Source organism: Burkholderia sp. 4NA327C6, assembly GCF_005502655.1.
Classification (GTDB): Bacteria; Pseudomonadota; Gammaproteobacteria; order Burkholderiales; family Burkholderiaceae; genus Burkholderia; species Burkholderia contaminans.
This window is the reverse complement of record NZ_SCNZ01000005.1, coordinates 1-24,309: the sequence shown is the minus strand read 5'-3', so window position 1 is coordinate 24,309 and position 24,309 is coordinate 1. Positions and strand designations below refer to the sequence as shown.

Genomic DNA, 24,309 nt, shown 5'->3' with positions numbered 1-24,309 from the left:
TCTCGTTACGCTCGATCACGTCGCCGCGACCAGCGCATTGAACGACGTATCCCACAGCGGCGCAACATTGGCCGACCCGTCCAGCACACCGATCCGCGCGAACACATCCGCGACCTGCTGATGCTGCGCCACCACGTCGGGCGTCACCGGCAGCAGCGCGTAGTCTTCGCTGCGCTGATCGAACATCGCGACGAGATCGGCGACCGGCACGCGCGTCTCGCTGTTCTGCGCGAGCGCATAGTCGCGGAAATGCCCGTTCGCCCACGCATACGCGCGCCGGAACCGCAGCAGCAGATCGCCCGTTGCCGCGCGACGGCGCGCATCGTCGAGCGTGCGCGGGTTCGCATAGACCGGGAAGTTGCCCGACAGATAGCCCTTCCCCGTCTTCAACACACGTGCACCGTAGCGATTGCGCGCGAGCTGGCCGTTGTAGCCGTAGATCGCCCACGCGTCGATGTCGCCGCGATCGTAGGCAGACAAGCCGTCGCTGGGCGACAGGTTGATCGGCTGGATGTCGTCGAAGCTCAGGCCGGCCTCCGTGAGCTGGCGATACAGGAAGTAGTGCGACGTCGTCGCACGCACGTACCCGACACGCTTGCCCTTCAGGTCTGCAATGCTGCGGATCGGCGTGTCCTTGCGCGCGAGCGTGACCTGGTTGTTCAGGTCTTCGCGCACGCGGGTGATGAGCCGCACGTTGGCCTTCTGTCGCGCGGCGAATACGGCCGGAATTTCGCTGCCCGAACCGATGTCGAGCGCATCCGCGTTGAGCGCCTCGATATGCAGCACACCGTTGTTCAGCTCGCGCCAGTCGATCCGGTACGGTGTGTCGGCCAGCCCGGCCGCCTGCAGCAGCGCGCGCCAGCCGCCCTTGTAGGTTGCGACGCGCAGCGTGGTGCCGGCGAGATCGGTGTTGGCAGCGGGCGTGGCGAACGCGATCTTCGCGGCCCAGGGCGCCGCCGCCACCGCGGCGCCGGCAAACAGCAAACGGCGACGCGCCGCCGAAATTGACGACATCGGATGCTCCTGTCGGTCGATCAAACGGGAAGTGAAAATCGCCGCGTCAATGCAGCACCGGAAATCCGTGGCGTTCGGCCAGCAGTTCGAGGATGCGGCGCGCGTCGGTGACGAAGCGCACGTCGCCGAGCGTCTGTGCGTCGTCCGGCGCCGGCTGGTCGCGGCCGAGCACGAGGACCGGCAGCCCCTGGTGCGCATCGTCGAGCGCGTCGATCACCGCGTGCCGCGGCCGCTCGAAGCCGACACGTTTCACGTCGATTCGACCCGCCCGATCGGGCGCGCTCGCCAGCAGCCCCTCGATCGACAATCCATGCGGGCAGACGAAGCGCTGGCCCGGATGCTTCGGATCGGCAAAGCCCGGTTCCAGCAGAAACAGCACATCGCGACTCATGACAGACAGCTCCCGTGTTCGTTGTTCAGCCGGGATGAATGCGCTTGGGCGCCCTTCTGTTCCCGGAGCATGCCGGCCCGAGGCCGGATGCCCGACTCTACCGTCACGCGTCGCACGGCCCTACCAACGTTTTGCGGAATCGATATGCGGCCGCGCGTAGCGCATCGGGCGCCCGCCGCACAGCGGGCGTTGCGTAAAAACATCGCGCGCCGGGACGCAGGTATTGCGCACATCGAACGATTTCAGCGATCGATATGACGGCGCCCGCGTGTATCCGGTGCCCGACGTTCGCCGTTCGCGCGATACGTTCGCCGCAGCATGGGTGCCGGACGCGATCGCGGCGCACATGCAGGGCTTGCGGCAACGCCTATTGCAAATCGGCCGCGCAGCGATTTGCAAACCACGGATCGACCGTTCGCCGGCACCGCCGTCATCAATAGGATCGTGATCCTCGCAGATGTACCCATAAAAAAGAGGATAGTCATGATCAGAAAATCGGTAGTCCTGGGTTTGGTTTCGATCGGTTCGGTCAGCGCGCATGCGCAGAGTTCGGTCACGTTGTACGGCGTCGTCGATGCCGGTTTCGCTTATACGAACAACCAGGGTGGCGCAAGCAACATCCAGCAGACGAGCGGCAAGCTGAGCGGCAGCCGCTGGGGCTTGAAAGGCGTGGAAGATCTCGGCGGCGGGCTGCAGGCGGTCTTCACGCTCGAAAGCGGGTTCCGGCCGAGCGACGGCGGGCTCGGCCAGGGCGGCCGCCTGTTCGGCCGCTCCGCATACGTGGGCCTGGCCAGCAAGGGGCTCGGCACGCTGACCTTCGGCCGCCAGTACGAGCCGATCACCGACCTCGTTGCGCAGTACTCGGGGTCCGGCTTCTGGTCGCCGGCCACGCACGTGGGCGACAACGACAACATGAACCAGAGCTTCCGCCTGAACAACGCGGTGAAGTTCCGCAGCGACACGATCGCCGGCTTCACGGCCGACCTGCTCTATGCGTTCAGCAACCAGGCCAACGGTGGCGCGGGCACCGGGTTCTCGAACAACAACGCGTGGGGCGCGTCGGCGAACTACGTGAACGGCCCGTTGTCGGTGGGCGCCGGCTATGTCCGCATCAATCATCCGAATTCGACGTCGAATACGAGCGGCGCGGTGGGCGGTGCGACCTCCACCACCGGCAACGATTACAGCGGCGGATTCTTCTACGGGCTGAACGGCGGCGTGCTCAAGCAGCAGATCGGCGTGGTGGGCGCGAACTACGCGCTCGGCCGTACGACGCTGGGCTTCGCGTGGAGCCACACGCAGCTCGACTATCTCGACCGTTCGTCACGCAAGTTCAACAACTACGACGTGAACGCGCGTTACCAGATCACGCCGGCTGCCACGCTGATCGGTGTCTACACGTTCACCGACGGGCGCGCGAGCGGCCTGCCGGGCACCGGCGGCCAGACGCTGAAGCCGCGCTGGCACCAGTTCACGCTCGGGTTCGACTACGCGTTGTCGAAGCGTACGGATATCTACCTGTCCGGCATCTACCAGCTCGCGGCCGGCGATCCGAGCACGGCGACGGCGGGCGGCTATCGCAGGATCGCGGCGATCTCGAACATCGGGAGTGCTTCGTCGACGAACCGCCAGGTCGCGTTCGTCAGCGGGCTGCGCGTGAAGTTCTGACGGTGCGCGCATCGGGCGCGGCGCGGCGTGCGGCGGCGGGGTGCGATAAGCAAAGCGGGAATCGTTGTTTGCCGCGCCGGGTCCGGTTGCCGAGAATGGGCGTTTCCCCGCGCGCTGCCCCGGCGCGCGATACGCGTTCGACCATGACCGACTCCCGTTTCCCGCCCCGCCCACCGCGCAGCGGCCGGCGCGCAGCACTGCGCCGGCTCGCCGGCGGCTGGGCGGCAGCGATGCTGCCTGCCGGCGGCGCGCTGGCGAGCCAGCCGCTCGCCCCGCTCTCTGCGCTCGACGTGCCGCCATGGACCCGCGGTCCGGGCGCGCCGCTGCTGTCGCCGCCCTACGGCATGCCGGGGCCGCACGAGCGCGACGTGATCCGCCGCAGCGCCCGTACGCCGGCGTTGCCCGGCTCCGGCTCGTCGATGACGCCGCTCGCCGACCTGTTCGGCGACATCACGCCGAACGGCCTCGTCTACGAGCGTCATCACGCGGGCGTGCCCGAGATCGATGCGCAGCGTCATCGCATCGTCGTGCACGGCCTCGTGCGCGAGCCGCGCGTGTTCACGATCGATGACCTGCTGCGCTTTCCGTCCGAATCGCGGATCCACTTCCTCGAATGCTCGGGCAACACCGGCAGCGAATGGAACGGCCCGAGCGGGCTGCCCGTTCAGTTCACGCACGGGCTGCTGTCGTGCTGCGAATGGACGGGTGTCCGGCTGTCGACGCTGCTCGACGAAACCGGCATCGAGCCTGACGCACGCTGGCTGCTTGCCGAAGGCGCCGACGGCGCGGCGATGACACGCAGCCTGCCGCTCGACCGGATCCTCGAGCGCGCGCTCGTCGTCTATGCGCAGAACGGCGAACGGCTGCGCCCCGAGAACGGCTATCCGGTGCGGCTGATCGTGCCGGGTTTCGAAGGCAACACGAACATCAAGTGGCTGCGGCGGCTGAAGCTGGTGCGCGCGCCGGAGATGACGCGCGAGGAAACGTCGAAATACACGAACCTGCTGCCCGGCGGCTGCGCGCGCCAGTTCGTGTTCGAGATGGATGCGAAGTCGGTCATCACGCGGCCGTCGGCCGGCCATCGGCTCACCGCGCACGGCTATTACCCGATCGGCGGCTACGCGTGGTCGGGACGCGGCCGGATTCGCGCGGTCGACGTCTCGACCGACGGCGGCCGCACGTGGCGGCCCGCGCGACTCACGGGCGACGTGCGCGATCGCGCGCTGACGCGCTTCGAAGCCGACTGGATCTGGAACGGCGAGCCGGCCGACCTGCAAAGCCGCGCCACCGACGACACCGGCTATGTGCAGCCGACCCGCGAGGCGCTCGTCGCCGTGCGCGGCGTCAACTCGCAGTACCACTACAACGGCATCCAGAACTGGCGCGTCGGCGCGGACGGCGAGGTGCGCAATGCGTAAGCCGCTTGCCTGCCTGCTCGCCGCATCCCTGCTGGTTCCGAGCGCATTCGGCGCGGGCTACGGTCTCGGCCAGCCGGTCGACCGTGCCGCGCTTGCCGCGTGGGACATCGACATCGCGCCAGACGGCAGCGGCCTGCCGCCCGGCGCAGGCACGGTCGCGCGCGGCGCTCACGTGTTCGCGGACAAATGCGCGATGTGCCACGGCGCCGGCGGCGAAGGCGGCGTCGGCGATCCGCTCGTCGGCGGCATCGGCTCGCTCGCGAGCGCCAAGCCGAAAAAGACGGTCGGCAGCTACTGGCCGTATGCGACGACGCTGTTCGACTACATCCGCCGCGCGATGCCGTACAACGCACCGCAATCGCTGAGCGCGGACGACGTCTATGCGGTCACCGCGTACGTGCTCCATCTGAACGGCATCGTGCCCGGCGATGCACGGCTCGACTCGCGCACGCTGCCACGCGTGCGGATGCCGAATCGCGAAGGTTTCGTGCCCGATCCGAGGCCCGGCACGCTATGACGCCGCTCGATCCACTCGCAGGCCCGTCGTGCACGGCACCCGCGCGATTCGCCGCCGCCCGTGCGCGCCGTCGTGGCCCGGTACGTGCCCAATCCGCAAGGAACCTATCATGAGCGACACCTCCCTCGCCGCTCCGGTCGCGCCGTCGCCGTTCGTCGACGTCCGCTCGCCGGCGGATTTCCCCGACAGCCCGGTGTCGCGCGTCCTCGCGCAGCCGCTGATGCTCGGGCTGTTCCTGCCGATCCAGGCCGGCGGCTGGAGCGCGTCGACGCTGCCGCGCACGACCGACTGGACCTTCGACTACAACGCCGACCTGGTCGCGCGCGCGGAGGCGCTCGGCTTCGATCTCGTGTTCGCGCTGTCGCAGTGGCTGCCGAAAGGCGGCTACGGCGGCGTGTTCGACGGCCACGCGCTCGACTCGTTCATGACGCTGGCCGCGCTGACCGCGCGTACCGAACGGATCATCCTCGTCGCGACGAGCCACGTGCTCTACGGCCCATGGCATCCGCTGCATTTCGCGAAGTTCACCGCGACGCTCGATCACATCTCGCGCGGGCGCTGGGGCATCAACGTCGTGACCGGCCACCGCGCGATCGAGCACGAGATGTTCGGCTGGAACCGGATCGAACACGACCGGCGCTACGAAATGGCCGCCGAGTTCGTCGATGCGGTCCAGCAGCTGTGGGCGCAACCGGACAATTTCAGCTACACGCCCGAACTGTCGAGCTGGCGGCTGGGCGGAGCCTTCGTGACGCCGAAGCCGCGCTACGGCCGCCCGCTGCTGATCAACGCGACCGGGTCCGACGCGGGCATCGACTTCGCGGCACGCTATTCGGACATCGTGTTCGTCACGAGCCCGGCCGGCCCCGACGCCGAACGCGCGATCGATGCACTGCCCGCGCATACCGCGCGTGTGAAGGCGGCGGCCGCGGCCCGCGGCCGGGCGATCCGCACGCTGCTCAACCCGCTCGTGATCTGCCGCGAAACGGCGGCCGAAGCACGCGCGTACCGCGACGCAATCGTCGCGCATGCGGATGAAGGCAGCTTTCATCGCTTCGACAGCGATGCGCATGCGTGGCGCGGCGGCTTCGACCAGCGCTCGCAGGCGGCTTCGCGCGCGATCGGCGGCAATATCTCGATCACGGGCTCGCCCGAGGAAGTCGCCGATACGATCGTGCGCTTGCACCGCGCGGGCATCGACGGCATCCAGCTGAGCTTCTACGACTTCAAGCCCGATCTCGACTTCTTCGGCGAGCGCGTGCTTCCGCTGCTGCGCGACGCCGGCTTGCGGCGCTGACGTCAGGCGGCAGTTTCGGCGTAAGCGGCGTGAGCGGCGGTGGCGTGGCGCACGGGCCGCCGCAGCCCCAGATGCTCGCGCAGCGTACGGCCGGCATAGTCGTGGCGAAACAGCCCGCGGCGGCGCAACTCGGGCAGCACCAGCGCGATGAAATCGTCGAGGCCGCCGGGCAACGTCGGCGCCATCACGTTGTAGCCGTCCGCGCCGTAATGCACGAACCGCTCCTCGAGCTGGTCGACGATCTGCTCCGGCGTGCCGACGAGCTGCCAGTGGCCGCGCGCACCCGCAACGCGCAAGTAGAGTTCGCGAATCGTCAGGTTCTCGCGGCGCGCGAGCTCGATCGTCAGCGCCTGCCGGCTCTTGCTGGCGTTGGTCTCCGGCAGCGGCGGAATCGGGCCGTCGAGCGGATAGGCGGACAGGTCGAACCCGCCGGTGAGGCCGGATACGAGCGCGAGCCCGACCGCCGGGTCGATCAACGACTGCAGCGCGTCGAATTTCTCCTTCGCTTCGCTTTCGGTACGGCCCACCACCGGAAACACGCCAGGCATGATCTTCAGCGTATCGGGGTCGCGGCCGAACGCCGCGAGCTGGCCCTTCACGTCCGCATAAAACGCGACCGCGTCGTCGAGCGTCTGCTGCGCGGTGAAGATCACCTCGGCCGTGCGCGCGGCCAGCCGCGTACCGGCCGGCGACGAGCCTGCCTGCACGACGACCGGGTGTCCCTGCGGCGGCCGCGCGACGTTCAAGGGCCCGCGCACCTGGAAGAAGCGGCCGCGATGGTCGAGGACGTGGCGCTTGCGGGGATCGAAGAAACGGCCCGATGCGCGATCGCGCACGAACGCATCGTCGTCCCAGCTATCCCACAGGCCGCGCACGACATCCGCGAATTCCTCCGCGCGCGCATAGCGTTCGGCATGATCGAAATGCGCGTCGCGATTGAAGTTGCGCGCCTCGTGCGCACTCGACGACGTGACGAGGTTCCAGCCCGCGCGGCCGCCGCTGATGTGGTCGAGCGAAGCGAACTTGCGCGCGATGTGAAACGGCTCGTTGAAACTCGTCGACGCGGTGCCGACGAGGCCGATCCGCTCGGTGACGGCCGCGAGCGCCGACAGCAGCGTCAGCGGCTCGAACTGCGCGACGTAGCTGTGCGCGGTGCGGCTCAGGAACTCGACGTCGTCGCCGCGCGTGCCGACGCCGTCGGCAAGGAACACGAGATCGAACTTCGCGGCCTCGGCTGCCTGCGCGAGCCGCACGTAGTGGCCGAAGTCGACGCCCGCGTCGGCCTGCGAATCGGGATGACGCCACGCGGCGATGTGATGGCCGGTCGGGTACAGGAATGCGCCGAGATGCAGGTGTCCGGTGCGGGTCGTCATCGGGAGGGGTTTCCGGTAAAGAGGGCCGCGCGCGCGGCCGGGTCAGAACACGCGGCCTTCGGTCAGGTGCGTCGTCACGCCGTTCAGCTCGTAGTCGCCGATCACGCGTGCCTTGTGCAGCAACGGGTTATGACTGAAGATCGTGCGCAGGTTGCGCCAGTGCCGGTCGAGGTTGTGTTCGCGCGCCGTCGCCGACGCGCCGCCGACTTCGAACAGCCGCTCCGCCGCATGCAGCGCCAGCTTGCTGACGATGAGCTGCGTGCGTGCCGTCGCGAGTGCGCTGTCGAGCACCAGCGCATGCGCATCGGCATCGCCGGCTTCGATCGCGTCGGCGGAACGGTCGAGCGCCCGCGCGTTTTCGCGGACGAGCGCATCGATTGCATGACTGTGCGCGGACAGCTCGCCGACGACCTGCTGGATGAAATGATCGTCGCGCGCGGTCGGCGCCGGGCTGTGCAGCACCGGGCGGCCGTGCGCGAGCACGTAGCGACGCGCATCGGCAACCACGTTGCGCACGATGCCCGCGCCTGTCGCGACGAGATGCAGCTGCCGCAGCGCGCCGCAATGGCGGCCGACGAGCGTCGAGCCGTCGCGCGCGGCTACTTCATCCGCGAACACCTGCACGTCGTTCAGCAACAGGCTGCCGCTCGCGGTCATGCGCTGGCCCATGCCGTCCCAGTCGTCGAGCACCTGCACGCCGTCGCGCGTGACGGGAATGATCAAGGCGACCGCGTCGCCCTGCTCGGTCTCCACGTTGATGCGCGCGAAATCGGCAAACGCGGTGCCGGTCGAATAGTATTTGCGGCCCGTCACGCGATAGTGATCGCCGTCCCGGCGCAGTACCGTGGTGTTCTCGCCGGGCCGCGACGTGCCGCGCTCGGTCGACGCGCCGCCGAAGATCGCACCGGCCAGCGCGCGCTCGAGCTGCACATCGTTGAACGGCGTGCGCGGCGAAAGCCGCAGCGTCTCGATCTGGTCGTAGTGGATCCGCAGCGCGTGCGCGAGATTCGAATCGGCGGCGGCCAGCGTTGCGATCGTGTCGAACAGGTCGACCAGCGTGCCGCCGAGGCCGCCGCGTGCGACCGGAATCCGCAGCACGCCCAGCGCGGAACGCCGGAAGATCACGAAACCCTCGAACGGCAGTTCGCGACGCGCCTCGCGTTGCGCGGCATCCTGCCCGATCGCGTTCGCGAGATCGGGTAGCGCGGCAAGCGCGTCGCGCAACGCGTCGCGCGGATCGACGGCATCACGGGCAGTCATTCGGCAGGTCCTTGTTCGAGAAGATCGGACGCTGCGTCGCGCGATCGCGGCATTCGCGAACCGCCGCGTGCGCAGCATCGCAAAGTATAGGGACGCACCCGGCGCGCGTGAAAAGCCGATTTCAGCTTACGTTATGCGTGCGCCGGGAATTGCCGCGTGCGGTTACGTCAATGCTGGATGCCCCAGCGCCGCACGGTCACGCGTTCGAGCGTGTCGAACACGAGGTTCTCGACGAGCAGGCCGATCACGATGACGGCCGCGAGGCCTGCGAACACGCGATCCGTATACAGCTCGTTGCGGTTCTGGAAGATGTACCAGCCGAGCCCGCCCTGGCCCGCGCTCGCACCGAATACCAGCTCGGCCGCGATCAGCGTTCGCCACGCAAATGCCCAGCCGACGCGCAGGCCCGACAGGATCGACGGCAGTGCGGCCGGCACGAGGATCAGCGCGATCTGGCGCAGGCCCGTGAGGCCGTAGTTGCGCCCCGCCATCTTCAGCGTGGCCGGCACGCCCGCAAAGCCTGTATACATGCTGAGCGCGAGCGGCCACAGCACCGCGTGCACGAGCACGAACAGCAGGCTGCCGGTGCCGAGCCCGAACCACAGCAGTGCAATCGGCAGCAACGCGATCGACGGCAGCGGATTGAACATCGACGTCAGCATCGCCAGCAGGTCGCGGCCGATGCGCGTCGACACCGCGAGCGACGTCAGCGCAAATGCGAAGAACACGCCCAGCGCGTAGCCGCGCAGCAGCACCGACAGCGAGATGCCCGTCTTCACCAGCAGTTCGCCCGATTCGATGCCCTGCACGAACGCGGCCAGCGTCGCGCCGAAGGTCGGCACGAGCAGATCGTTCGCGACGATGCGCGCGATGATCTCCCATCCGGCAATCAGCACGAGTGCGATGACGCTGCGCCGAAACCATCCCGCACCGGCGACGCGACGCCACAGCGGAGCCGGCACGGCACGTTCGGCGTCGGGCACTGCGTCGAGCGTGCGTTCGTATTCGGCACGCACGGGCGGTAGCGGCGGCAGGGCCGGATCGATCGTGCTCATGATGCGGCTTCCTCCGTCGTTGGGGCGCTGGTCGTGTCGGTATCGAACAGCAGGCGATGGATCCGCGCGACGTTGTCGCGGAAGTCGCCGGTGTCGACGTCGTCGAGCGAATGCTCGTGGCTGTTGAGTTCCGCACGCACGCGGCCCGGATGGGGCGACAGCAGCAGGATCCGGTTGCCGACGACGAGCGCTTCCTCGATCGAATGCGTGACGAACAGCAGCGTGAAGCGGAACTCGTCCCACAGGCGCAGCAGTTCCTCTTGCATCTTGCGGCGCGTCAGTGCGTCGAGCGCGGCGAACGGCTCGTCCATCAGCAGCACGCGCGGCTGCATCGCCAGTGCGCGCGCGATCGCGACGCGCTGCTTCATGCCGCCCGACAGCGTGTGCGGATAGGCGTCGGCGAACCCGCTCAACCCGACCTTGTCGAGATAATGCAGCGCGCGCTCCCTTGCTTCGGTGCGTGACAACTTTGCGGCGGCACGCAACGGAAACGCGACGTTTTCGACGACCGTCTTCCACGGCGGCAACTGGTCGAATTCCTGGAACACCACGACGCGGTCAGGCCCCGGCCCGCGCACCGGCCGACCGTCGAGCGCGATCGAACCCGATACGGGCTCGATGAAGCCGGCAATCGCCTTCAGCAGCGTCGACTTTCCGCATCCCGACGGGCCGAGCAGCACGAAGCGGTCGCTGCCGTACACGTCGAAGCTGACCTGGTGGGTCGCGCGCACGATCCGCGCGCCGCTGCGGTATTCGAGGTTCACGCGGTCGATCGCGAGCAGGCGTTCACTGTGCGCGCCGGCCTGCGCGGCATCCGGCGCGGGCCGGCCGGCGACCGGCGCGTCGGGCACGGGGTGGGCGGCAGGCGCCGCGCCGCCGCGTGCCGCATACGGCGGCAGCCAGGTTCGGGGAGAAGTGGCGTTCACGATCGAATCTCTTGCGGGTAAAGCATCAGCATGCGGCCAGCCCTGTCGCGGACCAACCATCGATTCCACATATCGAAACCGCGCCGACGCATAAGCGTCGATTGCGGCGTCGAAGCGGCTCCGGTCAACTGCCGCCGGCCGTCGCCGGATCGTCGAAGAAGTAGTCGCGCCACGACTTCGGTTCGTTGCGGATCGCGCCGGTGCGATGCATGAACTGCGCGAGCGCGAGCGTGTTCTGCGGCGCGGTCTTGAACTGCACCTGCGGATTGCGCAGGATCTTCAGCAGCAGCGCGCGATCGATCTTCGATGCGTTCACGCGGATATAGGTATCGGCCGCGCGCTCGGGATCGGCCGCGATCTGCCGCGCGGCATCGGCCAGCGCGGCAACGAATGCGCGATAGGTCTTCGGGTTGTCGTCGCGGAATTTCTCGGTGGCATACAGCACCGTCGCGGAGCTCGGGCCGCCGAGCACGTCATAGGAATTCAGCACGATGTGCGCATTCGGGTTGCCGGCGAGTTCCTGCTCCTGAAACGGCGGATTGCCGAAGTGGCCGGTAATCACGCTGCTGTTCGCCAGAATGGCGGCCGTCGCGTCCGGATGCGGAATCGCCTGCGTGAGCGCATCGAGCTTGTCGAACTGCTTGTCGCCCCACTGCTTCGCGGCCGCGTACTGCAGCACGCGCGACTGCACCGACACACCGACCGCCGGCACCGCGATGCGGTCCTTCGCGCTCAGGTCGGCGATCGTCTTCACGTTCGGATTGCTGCTGACGAGGTAGTACGGGAAATTGCCGAGCGACGCGACGCCCTTCACGTTCTGCCGGCCGCGCGTGCGGTCCCACACGGTCAGCAGCGGCCCGACGCCCGCGCCCGCGATGTCGACCGCGCCGGACAACAGCGCGTCGTTCACGGCCGCGCCGCCCGACAGCCGCACCCAGTCGACCTTGATGTCGAGGCCGGCCTTGCGCCCTTCCTTTTCGATCAACTGCTGGTCGCGCGCGACGTTCAGCATCAGGTAGACGACGCCGAACTGCTCGGCGATGCGGATGCGGCCTTCCGCGTGCGCGGCTTGCGGGGCGACTGCGCCGGCGAACGCGAGCGCCGCGGTCAGGGTGGCCGCCAGCGCGCGGCGCGCCGGCAAAAACGAAAACGACATCGGAACTCCAGTCAGGATGGGGCGGAAGATTGACGCGGCGGCACGTGGCTCAGAAAGGCGCGTCGCCTTCGATCGTCGTGCGGTACAGCTTGCGGCGCAGGTGGTCGGGCGTGCCGGCGGCGAGATGCATCAGCGAACGGTTGTCCCAGAACACGAGATCGTGCTCGCGCCACTGGTGCCGGTACACATGCTCGGCACGCACGCTGTGTGCGAACAGCTCGTCGAGCAGCGCGCGGCTTTCGTCGTCGGGCAGCCCGACGATGCGCGTCGTGAAATGCTCGCTGACGAACAGCGCCTTGCGGCCCGTTTCCGGATGCGTGCGCACGACCGGATGCACGACCGCGGCAACCTGCGCGATCTGCTCGGGCGACAGGTTCGGCCGCCATGGACTGCGCGCCTGCAGCTCCGCATAGCGTGCGAGATACGTATGCTCGGCGCGCCGCCCTTCCACCGCGCGGCGCAGGTGCGCGGGCAGCGTGTCCCACGCGAGATGCATGTTCGCGAACAGCGTGTCGCCGCCTTCGGGCGGCAGCTCCTGCGCATGCAGCAGCGAGCCGAGGCTTGGTTTTTCCTTGTACGACAGGTCGGAATGCCAGAAATGGCCCGCATCGCCGAGCCCGACCGGTTTGCCGTTCTCGACGATGTTCGACACGATCAGCACCTCCGGATGGCCGGCCAGCGCGAACTGGTGCAGCACGTGGATCTGCAGCGGGCCGAAGCGGCGGCTGAACGCGATGTGCTCGTCCGGCGTGATGCGCTGGTCGCGAAACACCAGCACGTGGTGATCGAGATGCGCGCGATGAATGCGCGCGAAATCGTCGGCGCCGAGCGGTTGCGACAGGTCGAGGCCGATCACTTCGGCGCCGAGCGGTGCATCGAACGGCACGATGTCGAAGTGCTGCGCCGCAACGCGCGGCCGCGATGCGGGCGGATGCCCGGCGGAAAGCGATGCGTCGTCGCGGATGGCGGTAGTCGTCACGGCACGGCCCCAGATTCGGTCAAAAAGCGAATCTACGAGTGCGTGCCGGATGGCGTCAACGAAGCGATTCCGATACGTTTATCTGCTGCGCTGATAAAGATCGCTGCTCCCGCATACGACGCAGTAGCGGGCGGCAGGCTCTCGTGCGAAAACGGCCGGTCGCGGCCGCTGTCACGACTCCGTCGAAGGGTCGGATACGTGCACGGCGCCTTCCGGATACCGGATGTCGACCAGCCCATTCTTGTCGCGGATGCGTAGCGGCGGCACGGCTTCCACGCTCGCGCGGTCGATGCCTTTGCACACGGCCAGGTTCGTGTTCGTCCGGTAGTACACGCGCTGGTCGTCGACCGCGAAGGCCCAGTTCAGGAAGCGCAGGCTTCCGGGGTCGATTCCCGGCAACGGCTTGCGGTAGTTCTTGCCCCACAATACGTGCCCGCTGGCGTCGATCAGCATGTCGTGAAAGACGCCGCGCGCGGTCTCGACATCGACCCGCCCGGGCTTGTCCACGACCTTGCCGTCGTAAAGAATCTGCGCGCCGAGCCGTGCGTACCGGTACCCGAGGCCGACCACGCCGGCCGGATCGTCGATGCCGCGCTTGCGCACGCCGGCGCAGAACAGGTGCTTCGCATCCCGCGCGTACGCGCCGCCGATGTGCGTCAGGGTGGCTACGTCGGCCTTGACGACGGTCAGATGGCATTGGCCGCGATCGGGATCGTAAGGGTCGCGCTCGAAGTAGTAAGCCTGCCGGGCATCGCGGTACCAGTCGCCGCCCACGGATTCCAGCGTGGCGGCATCGCCGTCGGCAATGAGGCCTTCGCCTGCGTGGTCGTAGCTGAACGCGGCGCCGGCCGCGTAGTAGCGCAGCCCCGATGCATCGACGGCAAAGTTGTCGACCAGGTGCCGGAAGCTGGCGAGATCGAAATTGTTGAGCGCGCAATACTGATCCCCGCTGCCGGTGCGCGCCCAGACACGTTCGCCATCGCTATGGAACGGCCCGCCGAGCGGCGCGAGCGGCTCGTTGCGCGTATCGCGCAGGCGCCGTGCTGCAGCCGCCTCGCGGCGCTGCGCTTCCTCCGCGTCGTAGAGGGCCTGCTGTTCCGGCGTGACCTTCGACGCCTCCTCGACCTGCTGCATGTGGCGCGCATGCAGCGACTGCACGGATGCGATGCAGTACACCGCATGCGGGACCGAGCGCAGGTACAGCGCCCAGTCCTCGTCGTCGCACCGGTAGAACCAGTGCACTGCCTCGCCGTCCCACCCGGCCGGGCCGGTGCGTGCCTGCAGCGCGGCTTTCACGTCCCGGACCTTGCAGGGCACGAGGAAGGAAAGGCTGTAGCCGGTATCGCCGACGATGTCGAGGCTCTCATCCTCGAACAGGCGCCGCATCAGTTTTTCGAGTTCTTGCAAGGTCATGGGCTCGTGCCGGCCCGGTGACGGGCCACGGAATGAACGGAGGTGCGGCGGTCATTCTAACCATGCGGACGTGCGCCGACCCGGCCCGTTCATGACATTCGCGTGCTGCACAGGCCAGCCGGTGATGTCTGTCATGCAAGGCTTCAAGCCCACCCGGGCCGGGAGACGAATCGCGAGTCGACGGTACCGGCCCGCAGAATGGGCGTTGTCAGGTTGCGGGCGACAACCTGAGCGCGTCGTTGCATCCGGATTCCGGTCGAGCTGTATCGCGTGGCCTGCGTGCCAAAAGCTACCGCTCCGGCACGGCCGGCGCGCTCACGCTGCTCTCGGAGCACGAACAGGGCAGCATGCAACGGCTTCTGCTCGACGAACTCGAACGCGCTGTCGCCGCCGATGCCCATGCACTCCAGCAAGAGCGCCCGGGCATCAACAGCGCGCCGCAAAGGCATCGATCCCTGTCACCTCCGCGGACCACGCCCACAGACGCACCGCCTGCTCCGGATCGATCGCATGCGGCCGCACGCCCGACTCCTCGTTTCCCTCCGTGACAACCGCGATGTCGCAATCCTCGCAATAGACCCCGCCGATCCCGGCAACGCGCGGCGACGTTGCCGCCCAGACCTGGGTTGCCGCCCCTTGGGCAGGCGTCTTGAAGGTCGGATCGATCGGCACGCCGTGCTCGTCCACCCAGCCCTGAGCCATCATCTCGTCGCGTGTCAGGTGACGCTGCAGCGGTGTCGCGATCTTGCCCGGATGCAGCGAATAGGCGCGTACGCCAAACGGGGCGCCGAGCGCGTCGAGCTGAACCGCGAACAGCGCGTTCGCGGTCTTCGACTGCCCGTACGCCAGCCATTTGTCGTAGCCGTGTGCGAAATGGACGTCATCCCAGCGAATCGGTGACAGCCGGTGCCCAAGCGACGACACCGCGACCACGCGGGCGCCGTCACCCTGCGCGAGCACGGGCCACAGTCCGTTGACGAGCGCGTAGTGCCCAAGATGGTTGACGGCCATCTGCGCTTCGCGGCCATCGCCGACCCGCGTCTCCGGGCACGCCATGACGCCCGCGCTGTTGATGACGATGTCCACGTCGCGGTGCGCGTCGACGAACCGCGCCGCGAACGCGGCCACGCTCGCGAGATCGGCGAGGTCGAGCGCCGCAACCTCCACACCGGCGACGCCACGCGTTGCTTCGCGCGCGGCATCGACGCTCCGTGCGCCGACGATGACGGTCGCACCGGCTTCCGCCAGTGCGCGCGTCGTTTCCAGGCCGAGACCCGAATGGCCGCCCGTGACGATCGCGGTCTTGCCATGAAGGTCGAGATCGGCCAGTACGTCGCTTGCCGTCGATGCAGCGCCGAATCCGGAATGAAGGGGGTGTTGCCTGCTCGTCATTGAAGGCTCCTGGAACGATGCGTGAAGCACGCGCCCGCCTGTCGGCCGCGTCACTGCACGAATTCATTTTCCGGCGATGCCCCCGGACTGTGAATGCAATAGAATCCGGTTTTTCGGCGAGATCGTCCGGAGCGTGAGCGTGGATCCTCTATCGGAAGTGCTGTCGCTGCTGGAAACGCGCGATTCGTATTTCACCGGCCTGAAAGCAGGCGGCGCGTGGGCGGTTGCCATTCCGCCGCCCGAGGGCATCAAGTTCAATGCGGTTGTCGAAGGAAGCTGCTGGCTGAGCGTCGACGGCGCCGGACCGCCCATCCAGTTGCGCACGGGAGACTGCTTCCTGCTCGCCTCGCCGCGGGCATTCCGGCTGGCGAGCGATCCATCGGTTACGCCGGTGCCTGCCGCCGACGTGTACCGGAACGTCGAACGCGGTATCGCGCACCATGGCGCCCCGGTGAACTGCTTCCTGATCGGTGGCCGCTTCTCGTACGAGGAAGGCATGCCGCTGCTGCTGGGCAGCCTGCCGCCCGTAGTCGTCGTGAGCGGGGACTCCGAGCAGGCGGCGGTGCTGCGCTGGGCGCTCCAGCGGCTCGCGCATGAATTCGGCAAGCCATCGCCAGGGGCATCGTTGATGGTTCGGCATCTCGGTCACATGATGCTGGTCGAGATCCTGCGGCGCTACGTGGACGACGGCGCGAGCAGTGATGTCGGGTGGCTTGCCGGGTTCTCGGATTCCCGGGTGAGCACGGCACTTGTCGCCATTCATGCGGAGCCCGCGCGACGCTGGACCGTCGACGAACTCGCGACCTGCTGCCACGTATCGCGTTCGACGTTCGCGCTGCATTTCAAGCGGCGGCTGGGATTCGGGCCGCTCGAGTACGTCCTGCGCTGGCGCGTGCAGCTCGCGATGCGGGAACTACGACGCTCGAACGCGTCGATATCGGCGATCGCACAGATGCTCGGCTACGACTCGGATAGCGCGTTCGGACATGCTTTCAAGCGCATCGTGGGCTGCTCTCCCCGCGCGTATCGCCATGACTTTGCGAGCGAATCCCGCGGTTAGCAGGCCGTTGAAAACCCGTCGGAAATGTGCGGATCGTTTGTCGCTGCAGTTTTTGGGAAACGTGATGACAATATCAGATCGACAATCGATCGATATTGAAAGCGCGTGCAGACCGTCGGTCAACGGTCTGCACTGAATGGATGTGCCGTCTATTGGAATATTGGAAAAGTGGGCGGCCCTCGGAACAAGGTGTAATTGGAACAAAATCCCGCGCCGCTGATAACTGTCAACATTGACAGGGATTGTTCCAATTCGAGTGGCTGCCGGGTCGACGACAGTACCGCCTCGCCGATCCTTTCCGTCCGGAAATGGGCGGATGCGCTTTTACGCGTGACGCCATTTTGCCAATGTAGGCAGATCGCGCTCGGCGGCCGGATCATCCAGACGGATCCAGCTGTAAGACGTGCCGTGCCATCCCGGAACGGGTAGCGGGGCCGCGCAGCGAATGTCCGCGAGGCCCGGCCGATAGGCCTGCGATGGCCAGAACAGCGGCATGATGCGGCGCGCTTCCATGCCTTGGCGCAATTCGGCCGGTCCGCCCGCGTCGGACACGATATCGCAGTGAAACGCCCAGTCCTCTTCGCTCCAGGCGAGAAATACACTTGGCGCGCCGGCGGCATCGAACATCAGCACCGCGTCCTGATTGGGGCGCCAGTAGTATTCGACGATGCCTTCCCGCGCGGCCACCTCGTCGATCAGTTTGACGATCCGGGGATCCTGGTAGGTCGCCCCCGCCTCGTGCAGGCTGATGTGCCCGCGGGCCGCGCAGCACTTGCGTTTCGCGTCGTCCAGCGCGGTGGCCAGCTTGCGCGCCATCTCGACGTCGGTTTTCTTCAGATAGCAATCGATCAGCCCCGCGTTGAACGCGGCCACCGCCTCGCGCTCGTCGGCGATGCCGGTGAGCAGGATTTTCGTGCAGTTCGCGTTGCGGATGGAGGTCAGAAACTGGATGCCGTCGACCTCCGGCATCGAATAATCGACGACTACCGCGCCCACCGCCTCGAATCGGGCAGGATCGGCGAGCGCATCCTCGCCGATCGCATTCCCGCCTGTTTTCTCCGCACCGAAATAGTCCGCGGCCGTTGGTGGCATCTCCGTGTCACGCGACGACACGAAGTCGAGCGCCGCCTGGGGGTGCGTAAAGAAGTGGTTCAGGCGTTCGTCCGGAAATGCGCCCCGCAGCGCCTGCAGGAAATCCGGATTGTCGTCGACAAATACCACGGACACGGGATAGAGCACCGGCTGCCTAACAAAGGGTTGCATATGAGTCTCGATAAATCAGCAGAAAAAGAAACGGTATCGGAGACGCTTTACCGCGAATGATTATCGCCGCAATTATCCGGTGAAAACGAGACGCACATCAACTGATCCGCATCCGTGAATTCTGCACGTTTCAAACGCGCCGCGCAGCAGAATTGCACGGGGAGAATCGGGCCATTCCTTCTCGTTGAAGGAATGCGCAGCTACCGCCAGTAGCGATTCAAGGAGTTATCCATGTTGACGCGAGACGCGATTCTTCACGTCCTTTCCAACGAAACGGCACATCTGTCCGAGAAAACCTTCCACCACGTGGTCGACATTTACCTCAAGGATTCCAATGCTTTCATGAATACCTATTTCGCACGCTATTTCGAATGGCAGGGCGTGTGCCGTGAACGCTGGTTTCACGAATGCATCCACAACAACCTGATGGCGGCAGGCGGCGCATTCGTGACGAAGCGCGCGCATCAGGAATACATCCACGAGACGTTTCCGTTCCAACGTGTGGATTGCTTTCTCAATACGTTCGAGGTCCGGCAATGTTCGGCCTACCTGCTGTTTCGCTTCTACGTTGACGGCCGGCAGGTGTCGCTGGGGTATCAGCAAATCGTGTTTGCCGGTCCCGACAAGCGGATCCGCCGGTTTCCGCCGGGCATCATCGAGCGGGTCAAGGCGTATGAACTGATCCTGCCGTCCGCCGCGAACTGAACGTGAGACCGACCTACCCGATGCGATAGCGCCGGGGGAGCGCCGGCGGATCGCGCAATGCATGGTCCGCCGGCGCTCCGGGCTCCGGCAGCCGAATCGTGAACGTGGTCCGCACGCCGGGGACGGATTCACACGTGATGGTGCCACCGAGCGCTTCACATGCGCGGCGGCAAAAACTCAGGCCCATGCCGGCGCCGCGCCCGTGCGACTTGGTCGAGAAAAAGGCGTCGAAGATTTGAGGGAGCACATCGGGGGCGATGCCCGGGCCCGTATCGCTGAAACGCATCACGCAGTAACCGTTGCTGCGATGCGCGTCGATCTCGATCTGCCCACGGCCGTTTGCATGGATCGCGTACAGGGCGTTTTTCAGCAGATTGAAGATGACGAAGATCACGAGCGAGTCGGATCCGAAAAACTGGATGTCCGTATCGATCGCGTCGACCGACACGCGGTCCCGCTCACCCGGACGGAAGGGAAAGCGATCCACGGCGGCGTCGACACAGGCCCGTATCGGATAGGCCGCGAAGCTGTGGCGATCGAGTCGGTCCAGCGTAAAGGACGCCAGGGACATCTCGACCACCGTACTCGTGGTGTCGACCTGGCGCCGGATCGACGACGCGAGCGCCGGTAGCCGCTCCAGCTGCCCCGGATACAAACCGTCGGCGCACAACCGGTGCTCCACTGCCAGCCGATACCCGCGCAGCAGCACCGGCAGGACGGTGCGCAGCTCGTCCGCGTGCAGGCCGATCGCCGCCAGCGGCGTGGCCACTTCGTGCGCGACCGTCGCGGCCAGCAGATAGGGGCCCATCAGGCCGTAGCGGACGATCGACGTCGCGAGAATCCCGAGGCTGATCGCGATAAACAGCACCCCCACCGGATAGAACTCGACGCCGTAGTTCACCGCATAGTCGGTCGCCGCGAGCGAGTAGAGGCCGAGGCTGACGAGACATTGCGTGAGCAACTGCCGGACGTCGCGCGCCCGCCCCTCGCGTCTTGCGTCGATCAGGAGCCAACCGCTGCGGACGACCAGGAGTACCGTCTGCACGACGTGCAACGGATGCAGTGGGCCCGCGTTGGGATACGGGCCAAAGAAATGCGGGCGGAATCCATCGACGACTGCGTTGCTCGTGACCAGCAGCACGGCCAGCAGGACGCAGAGTCCGTAGGACGCGAATATGAACGGCCGCTCGCCCCGACGCGACACGACCTCCGTCACGAAATGATAGAAGGTCGTCGGCAGAAAAAGGATGAACAGATAGCCAGCCTTGACCAACACGTTGGCGACGTCCGCGTCGGTCGTCTGGAACAGGAAGGCCCACGTTCCCTGCCAGACGAAGGTCGTCGCGCACATCAAGGCGAACGGGACGGATACCCGCGTGAGGCCCTTGGTGGCCAGCACGTAGAGGCCAAACCCGAGAAACAACGCAGAGACAAACGCAGGCAAGATCGAGTACATATGCGTGAATCCACAATGTTTACTGGTCGCGCACCACTGAACTGTCCTGGCCGGTGCCATTCGCGAGAGTAGCACGCCGCGGCAGGCGAGCGAGCGCGGCGGGTTTGTCCACGGGGCCTCCGCGCATCACCATCGTTGCGCGCGTTGTGCGAAACCCGATTTTGATCATGCAGATCGCGCCATTACGATAAGTTTTCTTATCACAATAGCTCGATTGGAGAGCCGAACTCGCATTTGTGCAAACGCCCCGCATGCAACGAGGCGTTCGCTTTTCACCGCCCGATCGGCAACCCGGTCGGCTCGATCCAGCCCAGCTTGTAAGCGATCAGCAGCGACAGGAACAGCGTGACCGACAGCCCGACGCGTGCCGCGAGCGACCATGCCATCCGCTTGGATTTGCCGCGGTCGTGATTCATGAAGTACAGCGCGAAGATCAGGCTCGCGATGATCATCGCGAATGCCACGGAAACCAGCAGAGTTTTCATTGGTGATGCCCTTGAAGATCGGAATCGGCCTGAATCAGTTCGGCCAGTTTTTGCCGCTCGTCGGCGAGCGCGCCGACGCCCGACGCCGGCCAGTCCAGCGCGACGCCATTGCCCAGCGAATCGCGCACGAGCGCCTGGTAGCGCCGGTCGTTGATCCGGCCGTGGTCCATCGTTTCCGAGATCTCGCGCCGGAACGGCAGCGGGAAACTCGCGTACGCGCGCGACAGCGCCGCATATTGTCTCGCATCGATCTCTTTCGACGATGGTATGACAGTCCAGATCACCACGGCCACGATGGCCGTGAACGGGATCGCCGTGTAGCGCAGAATGAACTTGATCGGGGTCATGAAACGGTGGGCAGAAGTGATCGCGAAGGCGGTCGGCGCGGCCGTGCGGCAGCGAAGCCGCAGGCCGGCCGCGTCGGGTGACATTGTACTGAATGCCCTATTCGACTAACAGAGTATGATAATGGCATTATCATGTTCATCACATGATTCGAGACCCGGCACCTGTACGCAGGCGGCGTGCCCGCCCTGCAGTCCGGTGCCGGTCGTCATGTCCGTGCCCGCGATCCGCGGCGATTGAGCGAAACCCCTGAGCCCCTATGCCAGCGCAGTACTTTCGAAACCTGACGGGAAAACACCGCAGCGCGACCGCGAACCGTCAGCTCGGGTTCTCGCTGGCGTTCGTCGCCGGCGCGGCCAATGCCGGCGGCTACCTCGCGGTCAAGCAATATACGTCGCACATGAGCGGCATCGTGTCGGCGATCGCCGACCAGATGGCGCTCGGCGACGTGCCGCTCGCGCTGGCCGGCATCAGTTCGCTCGGATCGTTCCTGATCGGCGCCAGTTGCTCGGCGATCCTCGTCAACTGGGGCCGCCGCCGCGGGCTGCACAGCCAGTTCATGCTGCCGCTGCTGGTCGAGGCCGCGCTGCTGCTCCTGTTCGGGCTGCTCGGCAGCCACCTCGCGCTGTGGGAAACCTTCTTCGTGCCGGTGACCGTGACGCTGCTGTGCTTCATCATGGGGCTGCAGAACGCGACGATCACGAAGCTGTCGGGCGCGGAGATCCGCACGACGCACATGACCGGCATCGTGACCGACCTCGGCATCGAGCTCGGGAAGCTGTTCTACTGGAACCGGTCGGCAGTCGACGTCGACGCGCATGCGGTCATCGCCAACCGCTCGAAACTGCGGATTCACGCGACGATGCTCGCGTCGTTCTTCATCGGCGGCCTGGCCGGCGCGATCGGCTTCAAGCATGTCGGCTACGTATCGACCGTGCCGCTCGCCGCGGTACTCGTCACGCTCGCGATCGTACCGGTGATCGACGACCTGCTCGTCTTGATCCGCAGCAGGCGCTGATCGCGCACCGGGAGAGCGCTTTCGGCGGTGGTGCCGAAGGCAGATCGATTATAATTTGATTAACATACCGACCACCCTCGCCTCGCAATGGAAACGAAAACCGCCCGCCTGACCGTCCTGATCGACCCCGCGAAAAAAGAAGCCTTCGAGATGCTCTGCGCAGAGCAGGACCTCACGCCTTCGCAAGTCGTGCGGCAACTGATCCGCGAGTATCTCGACCGCCACGGCGTGACGTACAAGACCAAGAGCGCGCTCGGCAAACGCGTGAAATAAGCGTGGCCGTACGGGGCCCGCGCCGGCAGCGGCGCCCTCATGCCGGCTACGCGCCGATTTCCCATCGCGCATGCGGCTGCGCACGCATCAGCAGCCGTTGCGGGTCAACGCCCTCCCCGGCCTTCATCCGCCTCGCCGTTGCCGCCAGCTTGAGCTCGCCGGCCCGTGCGCACGCAAGTGCGCGTTCGAGCAGGATGCGTAGCGACGGCAGCCGGTTGCCGCCCTTCCATGCGAACGCGATGAAGTTGTTGTCGTCGCCGCACGGCACCAGCGTATACGACACACCGAATATCGCTCGCAACTGCTCGAGATGCTCGGGCAGCGCCGGATCGTCGTCCATGAAGTTGATGGCCAGCACGCCGTTTTCGCTCAGGCGCGCGTGACATGCGGCGAGGAATGCGGCGCCCGTACAGCGGCCCCGCATGCCGTCGGCGACGAACGCGTCATGCAGGATCACGTCCGTCCTGACATCCGCCCGTTCCAGATGATCCGCGCCGTCGGCGCACACCACCGTGAACCGGCCGTCGTCAGCGGGGATCCGGAAAACGTCACGCAGCGCGATCACGTCCGGGTTGATCTCGACCGCGTCGATCGTCGCACCGGGCAAGTGCCGGTAGCAGTACTTCGCCAGCGAACCGCCGCCGAGCCCGAGCATGCAGATGTGGGCGGGCTCGGGCTGCAGCAGCAGAAAGCCCATCATCACGCGCGTATAGCCGAGCTCGAGCCGGCCCGGATCCCGCAGCGACATGAAGCTCTGCGTGCCGAGATGGTCGAAATGCAGCGACAGCGCGTGCTGCGTCTCCAGCACGAACGGCCGGCCGTCGTTCAGCGGCGTCGCCAGGAACCTGATGAACGCGTCGTAGGAAATTCGATCCTCGGCCATGAACGGGCAGTCGATTGCTGACGGTGGATTGGAGCGTGCGCGCTCAGACTTTCTTCAGGTAGCAGGCCTTCAGCATGAAGCCGCCCATGTCGGTCTTGCAGTCGACCTCGTGGTCGCCGCCGACGAGCCGGATGCTCTTGACCTTGGTGCCCATCTTAAGCGTGATCGACGAGCCCTTCACACGCAAATCCTTGATCAGCACGACCGAGTCGCCATCCGACAGCACGTTGCCGTTGGCGTCCTTGACGACGTCGCCCGCCGGTTCGTCGCCCGTTTCGGCGCCGGCGCCGGCCGACCATTCATGGCCGCAGTCCGCGCATACGGTCAGCGTGCCGTCGGGGTAAGTGTTGTCCATCGCGCATTGCGGGCAGGCGGGGGCGGCGTTCATTGCAGCTTCCATTCAGGGGGAGTTGAGTCGTCGATAAAAAGGCCGGGCGCGCTGGCAGCGCGGCCCGGCCGGCCTGAAGGCACGCGCCGACGGATCGGCGGCCCGCCTTCGGCGCACACGGCATTATAATGCAATACACATGTCTTGGTTGTTGTATTATAATCAGCGTTTTCACGCCGTTCGCCGGACTTGTAGCCCGTTTCGCCGAGAATGCCGGCACATGCGCGCAGGATATCCATGCCCCGGCTGCGCTGCAGGCTTTCCGGAGTCATGCGAAAAAGTGCATTTCTCGCGTGCCTGGCACACCGCCGGCACGGCGCCGCACACCGATCCCGACGTTCCGTCCAGAGGCTCTCCGACATCGTGGCAACCGTTGTGTACGTTGAAATCGGCGCCGCGTGGAACCGCAACCGCGGCTACGCCGCACGAGAAGCAGCCGTCGATGCGGCGCGCGGCTTCGCAAGCGACATCCTGCTGATCGCGAACGGGATCAGCAGCGATGCGAAGGACAGCGCCGCCGTCGCGGCGCTGCAGGTGCACGGCGGCACGTCCGCACAGGTGCTGGCCACCGGCC

At 66.4% G+C, this 24,309-nt stretch carries 26 protein-coding genes; 9 read left to right on the top strand and 17 right to left on the bottom strand.

What is annotated here, in order from left to right; translation table 11 throughout:
• Window positions 1-15 precede the first annotated feature (15 nt).
• Window positions 16-1,014, bottom strand: a complete 999-nt coding sequence (locus FFS49_RS06760) for an ABC transporter substrate-binding protein (RefSeq protein WP_105817008.1) — start codon at window positions 1,012-1,014, stop codon at window positions 16-18.
• A gap of 46 nt (window positions 1,015-1,060) precedes the next feature.
• Window positions 1,061-1,405 (bottom strand): DUF3088 domain-containing protein, encoded by a 345-nt coding sequence (locus FFS49_RS06755; protein ID WP_046546845.1) that lies wholly within the window; start codon window positions 1,403-1,405, stop codon window positions 1,061-1,063.
• A gap of 483 nt (window positions 1,406-1,888) precedes the next feature.
• Between FFS49_RS06755 and FFS49_RS06745 the strand changes: the two genes are divergently transcribed.
• The 4 genes from FFS49_RS06745 (at window position 1,889) to FFS49_RS06730 (ending at window position 6,305) form a co-directional block, all read left to right on the top strand.
• Window positions 1,889-3,073, top strand: coding sequence for a porin (locus tag FFS49_RS06745; protein WP_039371708.1), 1,185 nt, complete (start codon window positions 1,889-1,891; stop codon window positions 3,071-3,073).
• 143 nt (window positions 3,074-3,216) lie between these two features.
• Window positions 3,217-4,491: a sulfite dehydrogenase gene (gene soxC, locus FFS49_RS06740; RefSeq protein ID WP_105817007.1), complete on the top strand. Its 1,275-nt coding sequence runs from the start codon at window positions 3,217-3,219 to the stop codon at window positions 4,489-4,491.
• The gene (locus FFS49_RS06735; RefSeq protein ID WP_105817006.1) at window positions 4,484-5,008 is read left to right on the top strand and encodes a cytochrome c; all 525 of its coding nucleotides are present in this window, start codon (window positions 4,484-4,486) and stop codon (window positions 5,006-5,008) included. The genes soxC and FFS49_RS06735 overlap by 8 nt, the downstream gene beginning before the upstream one ends.
• A 109-nt stretch (window positions 5,009-5,117) precedes the next feature.
• The gene (locus FFS49_RS06730; protein ID WP_071336126.1) at window positions 5,118-6,305 is read left to right on the top strand and encodes an LLM class flavin-dependent oxidoreductase; all 1,188 of its coding nucleotides are present in this window, start codon (window positions 5,118-5,120) and stop codon (window positions 6,303-6,305) included.
• A gap of 2 nt (window positions 6,306-6,307) precedes the next feature.
• Here the strand turns inward: FFS49_RS06730 and FFS49_RS06725 are convergent, their stop codons facing one another.
• From FFS49_RS06725 to FFS49_RS06690, 8 genes are all read right to left on the bottom strand, one after another.
• Entirely contained in the window at window positions 6,308-7,678 is a 1,371-nt protein-coding gene (locus FFS49_RS06725) for an LLM class flavin-dependent oxidoreductase (RefSeq protein ID WP_105817005.1), read from the bottom strand.
• Between the two features lie 42 nt (window positions 7,679-7,720).
• Entirely contained in the window at window positions 7,721-8,938 is a 1,218-nt protein-coding gene (locus tag FFS49_RS06720; protein WP_105817004.1) for an acyl-CoA dehydrogenase family protein, read from the bottom strand.
• Window positions 8,939-9,105: 167 nt separating this feature from the next.
• Complete coding sequence (locus FFS49_RS06715) at window positions 9,106-9,993, bottom strand: ABC transporter permease (protein WP_105817003.1); 888 nt, start codon at window positions 9,991-9,993, stop codon at window positions 9,106-9,108.
• Complete coding sequence (locus FFS49_RS06710; RefSeq protein WP_105817002.1) at window positions 9,990-10,979, bottom strand: ABC transporter ATP-binding protein; 990 nt, start codon at window positions 10,977-10,979, stop codon at window positions 9,990-9,992. Before FFS49_RS06710 ends, FFS49_RS06715 begins: the two co-directional genes overlap by 4 nt.
• A 64-nt stretch (window positions 10,980-11,043) precedes the next feature.
• Window positions 11,044-12,075 carry an ABC transporter substrate-binding protein gene (locus tag FFS49_RS06705; protein WP_105817001.1) on the bottom strand — a complete coding sequence of 344 codons (1,032 nt, stop codon included), beginning with the start codon at window positions 12,073-12,075 and terminating at the stop codon, window positions 11,044-11,046.
• 49 nt (window positions 12,076-12,124) lie between these two features.
• Window positions 12,125-13,054, bottom strand: coding sequence for a TauD/TfdA family dioxygenase (locus FFS49_RS06700; RefSeq protein ID WP_105817000.1), 930 nt, complete (start codon window positions 13,052-13,054; stop codon window positions 12,125-12,127).
• A gap of 171 nt (window positions 13,055-13,225) precedes the next feature.
• Entirely contained in the window at window positions 13,226-14,467 is a 1,242-nt protein-coding gene (locus tag FFS49_RS06695) for a hypothetical protein (protein ID WP_105816999.1), read from the bottom strand.
• Between the two features lie 426 nt (window positions 14,468-14,893).
• Window positions 14,894-15,859 (bottom strand): SDR family NAD(P)-dependent oxidoreductase, encoded by a 966-nt coding sequence (locus FFS49_RS06690; protein WP_105816997.1) that lies wholly within the window; start codon window positions 15,857-15,859, stop codon window positions 14,894-14,896.
• 139 nt (window positions 15,860-15,998) lie between these two features.
• Between FFS49_RS06690 and FFS49_RS06685 the strand changes: the two genes are divergently transcribed.
• Window positions 15,999-16,919 (top strand): AraC family transcriptional regulator, encoded by a 921-nt coding sequence (locus tag FFS49_RS06685; RefSeq protein ID WP_171026728.1) that lies wholly within the window; start codon window positions 15,999-16,001, stop codon window positions 16,917-16,919.
• A gap of 324 nt (window positions 16,920-17,243) precedes the next feature.
• Here the strand turns inward: FFS49_RS06685 and FFS49_RS06680 are convergent, their stop codons facing one another.
• On the bottom strand, window positions 17,244-18,182 hold the full coding sequence (locus FFS49_RS06680; RefSeq protein WP_071336134.1) for a response regulator: 939 nt from the start codon (window positions 18,180-18,182) through the stop codon (window positions 17,244-17,246).
• Window positions 18,183-18,413: 231 nt separating this feature from the next.
• Between FFS49_RS06680 and FFS49_RS06675 the strand changes: the two genes are divergently transcribed.
• On the top strand, window positions 18,414-18,887 hold the full coding sequence (locus FFS49_RS06675) for a thioesterase family protein (protein ID WP_039371669.1): 474 nt from the start codon (window positions 18,414-18,416) through the stop codon (window positions 18,885-18,887).
• A 13-nt stretch (window positions 18,888-18,900) separates the two neighbouring features.
• On the opposite strand, the gene FFS49_RS06670 is transcribed toward FFS49_RS06675, so the two are convergent.
• The 3 genes from FFS49_RS06670 to FFS49_RS06660 form a co-directional block, all read right to left on the bottom strand.
• Entirely contained in the window at window positions 18,901-20,343 is a 1,443-nt protein-coding gene (locus tag FFS49_RS06670; protein ID WP_105816995.1) for a sensor histidine kinase, read from the bottom strand.
• 272 nt (window positions 20,344-20,615) lie between these two features.
• Window positions 20,616-20,828: a twin transmembrane helix small protein gene (locus FFS49_RS06665; RefSeq protein WP_006489184.1), complete on the bottom strand. Its 213-nt coding sequence runs from the start codon at window positions 20,826-20,828 to the stop codon at window positions 20,616-20,618.
• Window positions 20,825-21,175 (bottom strand): hypothetical protein, encoded by a 351-nt coding sequence (locus FFS49_RS06660; RefSeq protein ID WP_027792574.1) that lies wholly within the window; start codon window positions 21,173-21,175, stop codon window positions 20,825-20,827. The genes FFS49_RS06665 and FFS49_RS06660 overlap by 4 nt, the downstream gene beginning before the upstream one ends.
• A gap of 257 nt (window positions 21,176-21,432) precedes the next feature.
• On the opposite strand from FFS49_RS06660, the gene FFS49_RS06655 reads away from it, so the two are divergent.
• Both FFS49_RS06655 and FFS49_RS06650 read left to right on the top strand, forming a co-directional pair.
• A complete protein-coding gene (locus FFS49_RS06655) occupies window positions 21,433-22,191 on the top strand; it encodes a YoaK family protein (RefSeq protein ID WP_039371660.1) in 759 nt (252 codons plus the stop codon).
• An 87-nt stretch (window positions 22,192-22,278) separates the two neighbouring features.
• A complete protein-coding gene (locus FFS49_RS06650; protein WP_021158209.1) occupies window positions 22,279-22,464 on the top strand; it encodes a ribbon-helix-helix protein, CopG family in 186 nt (61 codons plus the stop codon).
• A 46-nt stretch (window positions 22,465-22,510) separates the two neighbouring features.
• Here the strand turns inward: FFS49_RS06650 and FFS49_RS06645 are convergent, their stop codons facing one another.
• The 3 genes from FFS49_RS06645 to FFS49_RS06635 are packed head-to-tail and all read right to left on the bottom strand — an operon-like array spanning window position 22,511 to window position 23,974.
• Window positions 22,511-23,347, bottom strand: a complete 837-nt coding sequence (locus tag FFS49_RS06645) for a spermidine synthase (protein ID WP_105816994.1) — start codon at window positions 23,345-23,347, stop codon at window positions 22,511-22,513.
• Window positions 23,348-23,390: 43 nt separating this feature from the next.
• A complete protein-coding gene (locus FFS49_RS06640) occupies window positions 23,391-23,735 on the bottom strand; it encodes a zinc ribbon domain-containing protein YjdM (protein ID WP_039371651.1) in 345 nt (114 codons plus the stop codon).
• The gene (locus FFS49_RS06635; RefSeq protein ID WP_137909721.1) at window positions 23,732-23,974 is read right to left on the bottom strand and encodes a hypothetical protein; all 243 of its coding nucleotides are present in this window, start codon (window positions 23,972-23,974) and stop codon (window positions 23,732-23,734) included. Before FFS49_RS06635 ends, FFS49_RS06640 begins: the two co-directional genes overlap by 4 nt.
• A gap of 124 nt (window positions 23,975-24,098) precedes the next feature.
• On the opposite strand from FFS49_RS06635, the gene FFS49_RS06630 reads away from it, so the two are divergent.
• Window positions 24,099-24,309, top strand: a 211-nt coding sequence (locus FFS49_RS06630; protein WP_171026727.1) for an HPr family phosphocarrier protein, incomplete at its 3' end; no start/stop codon positions are given.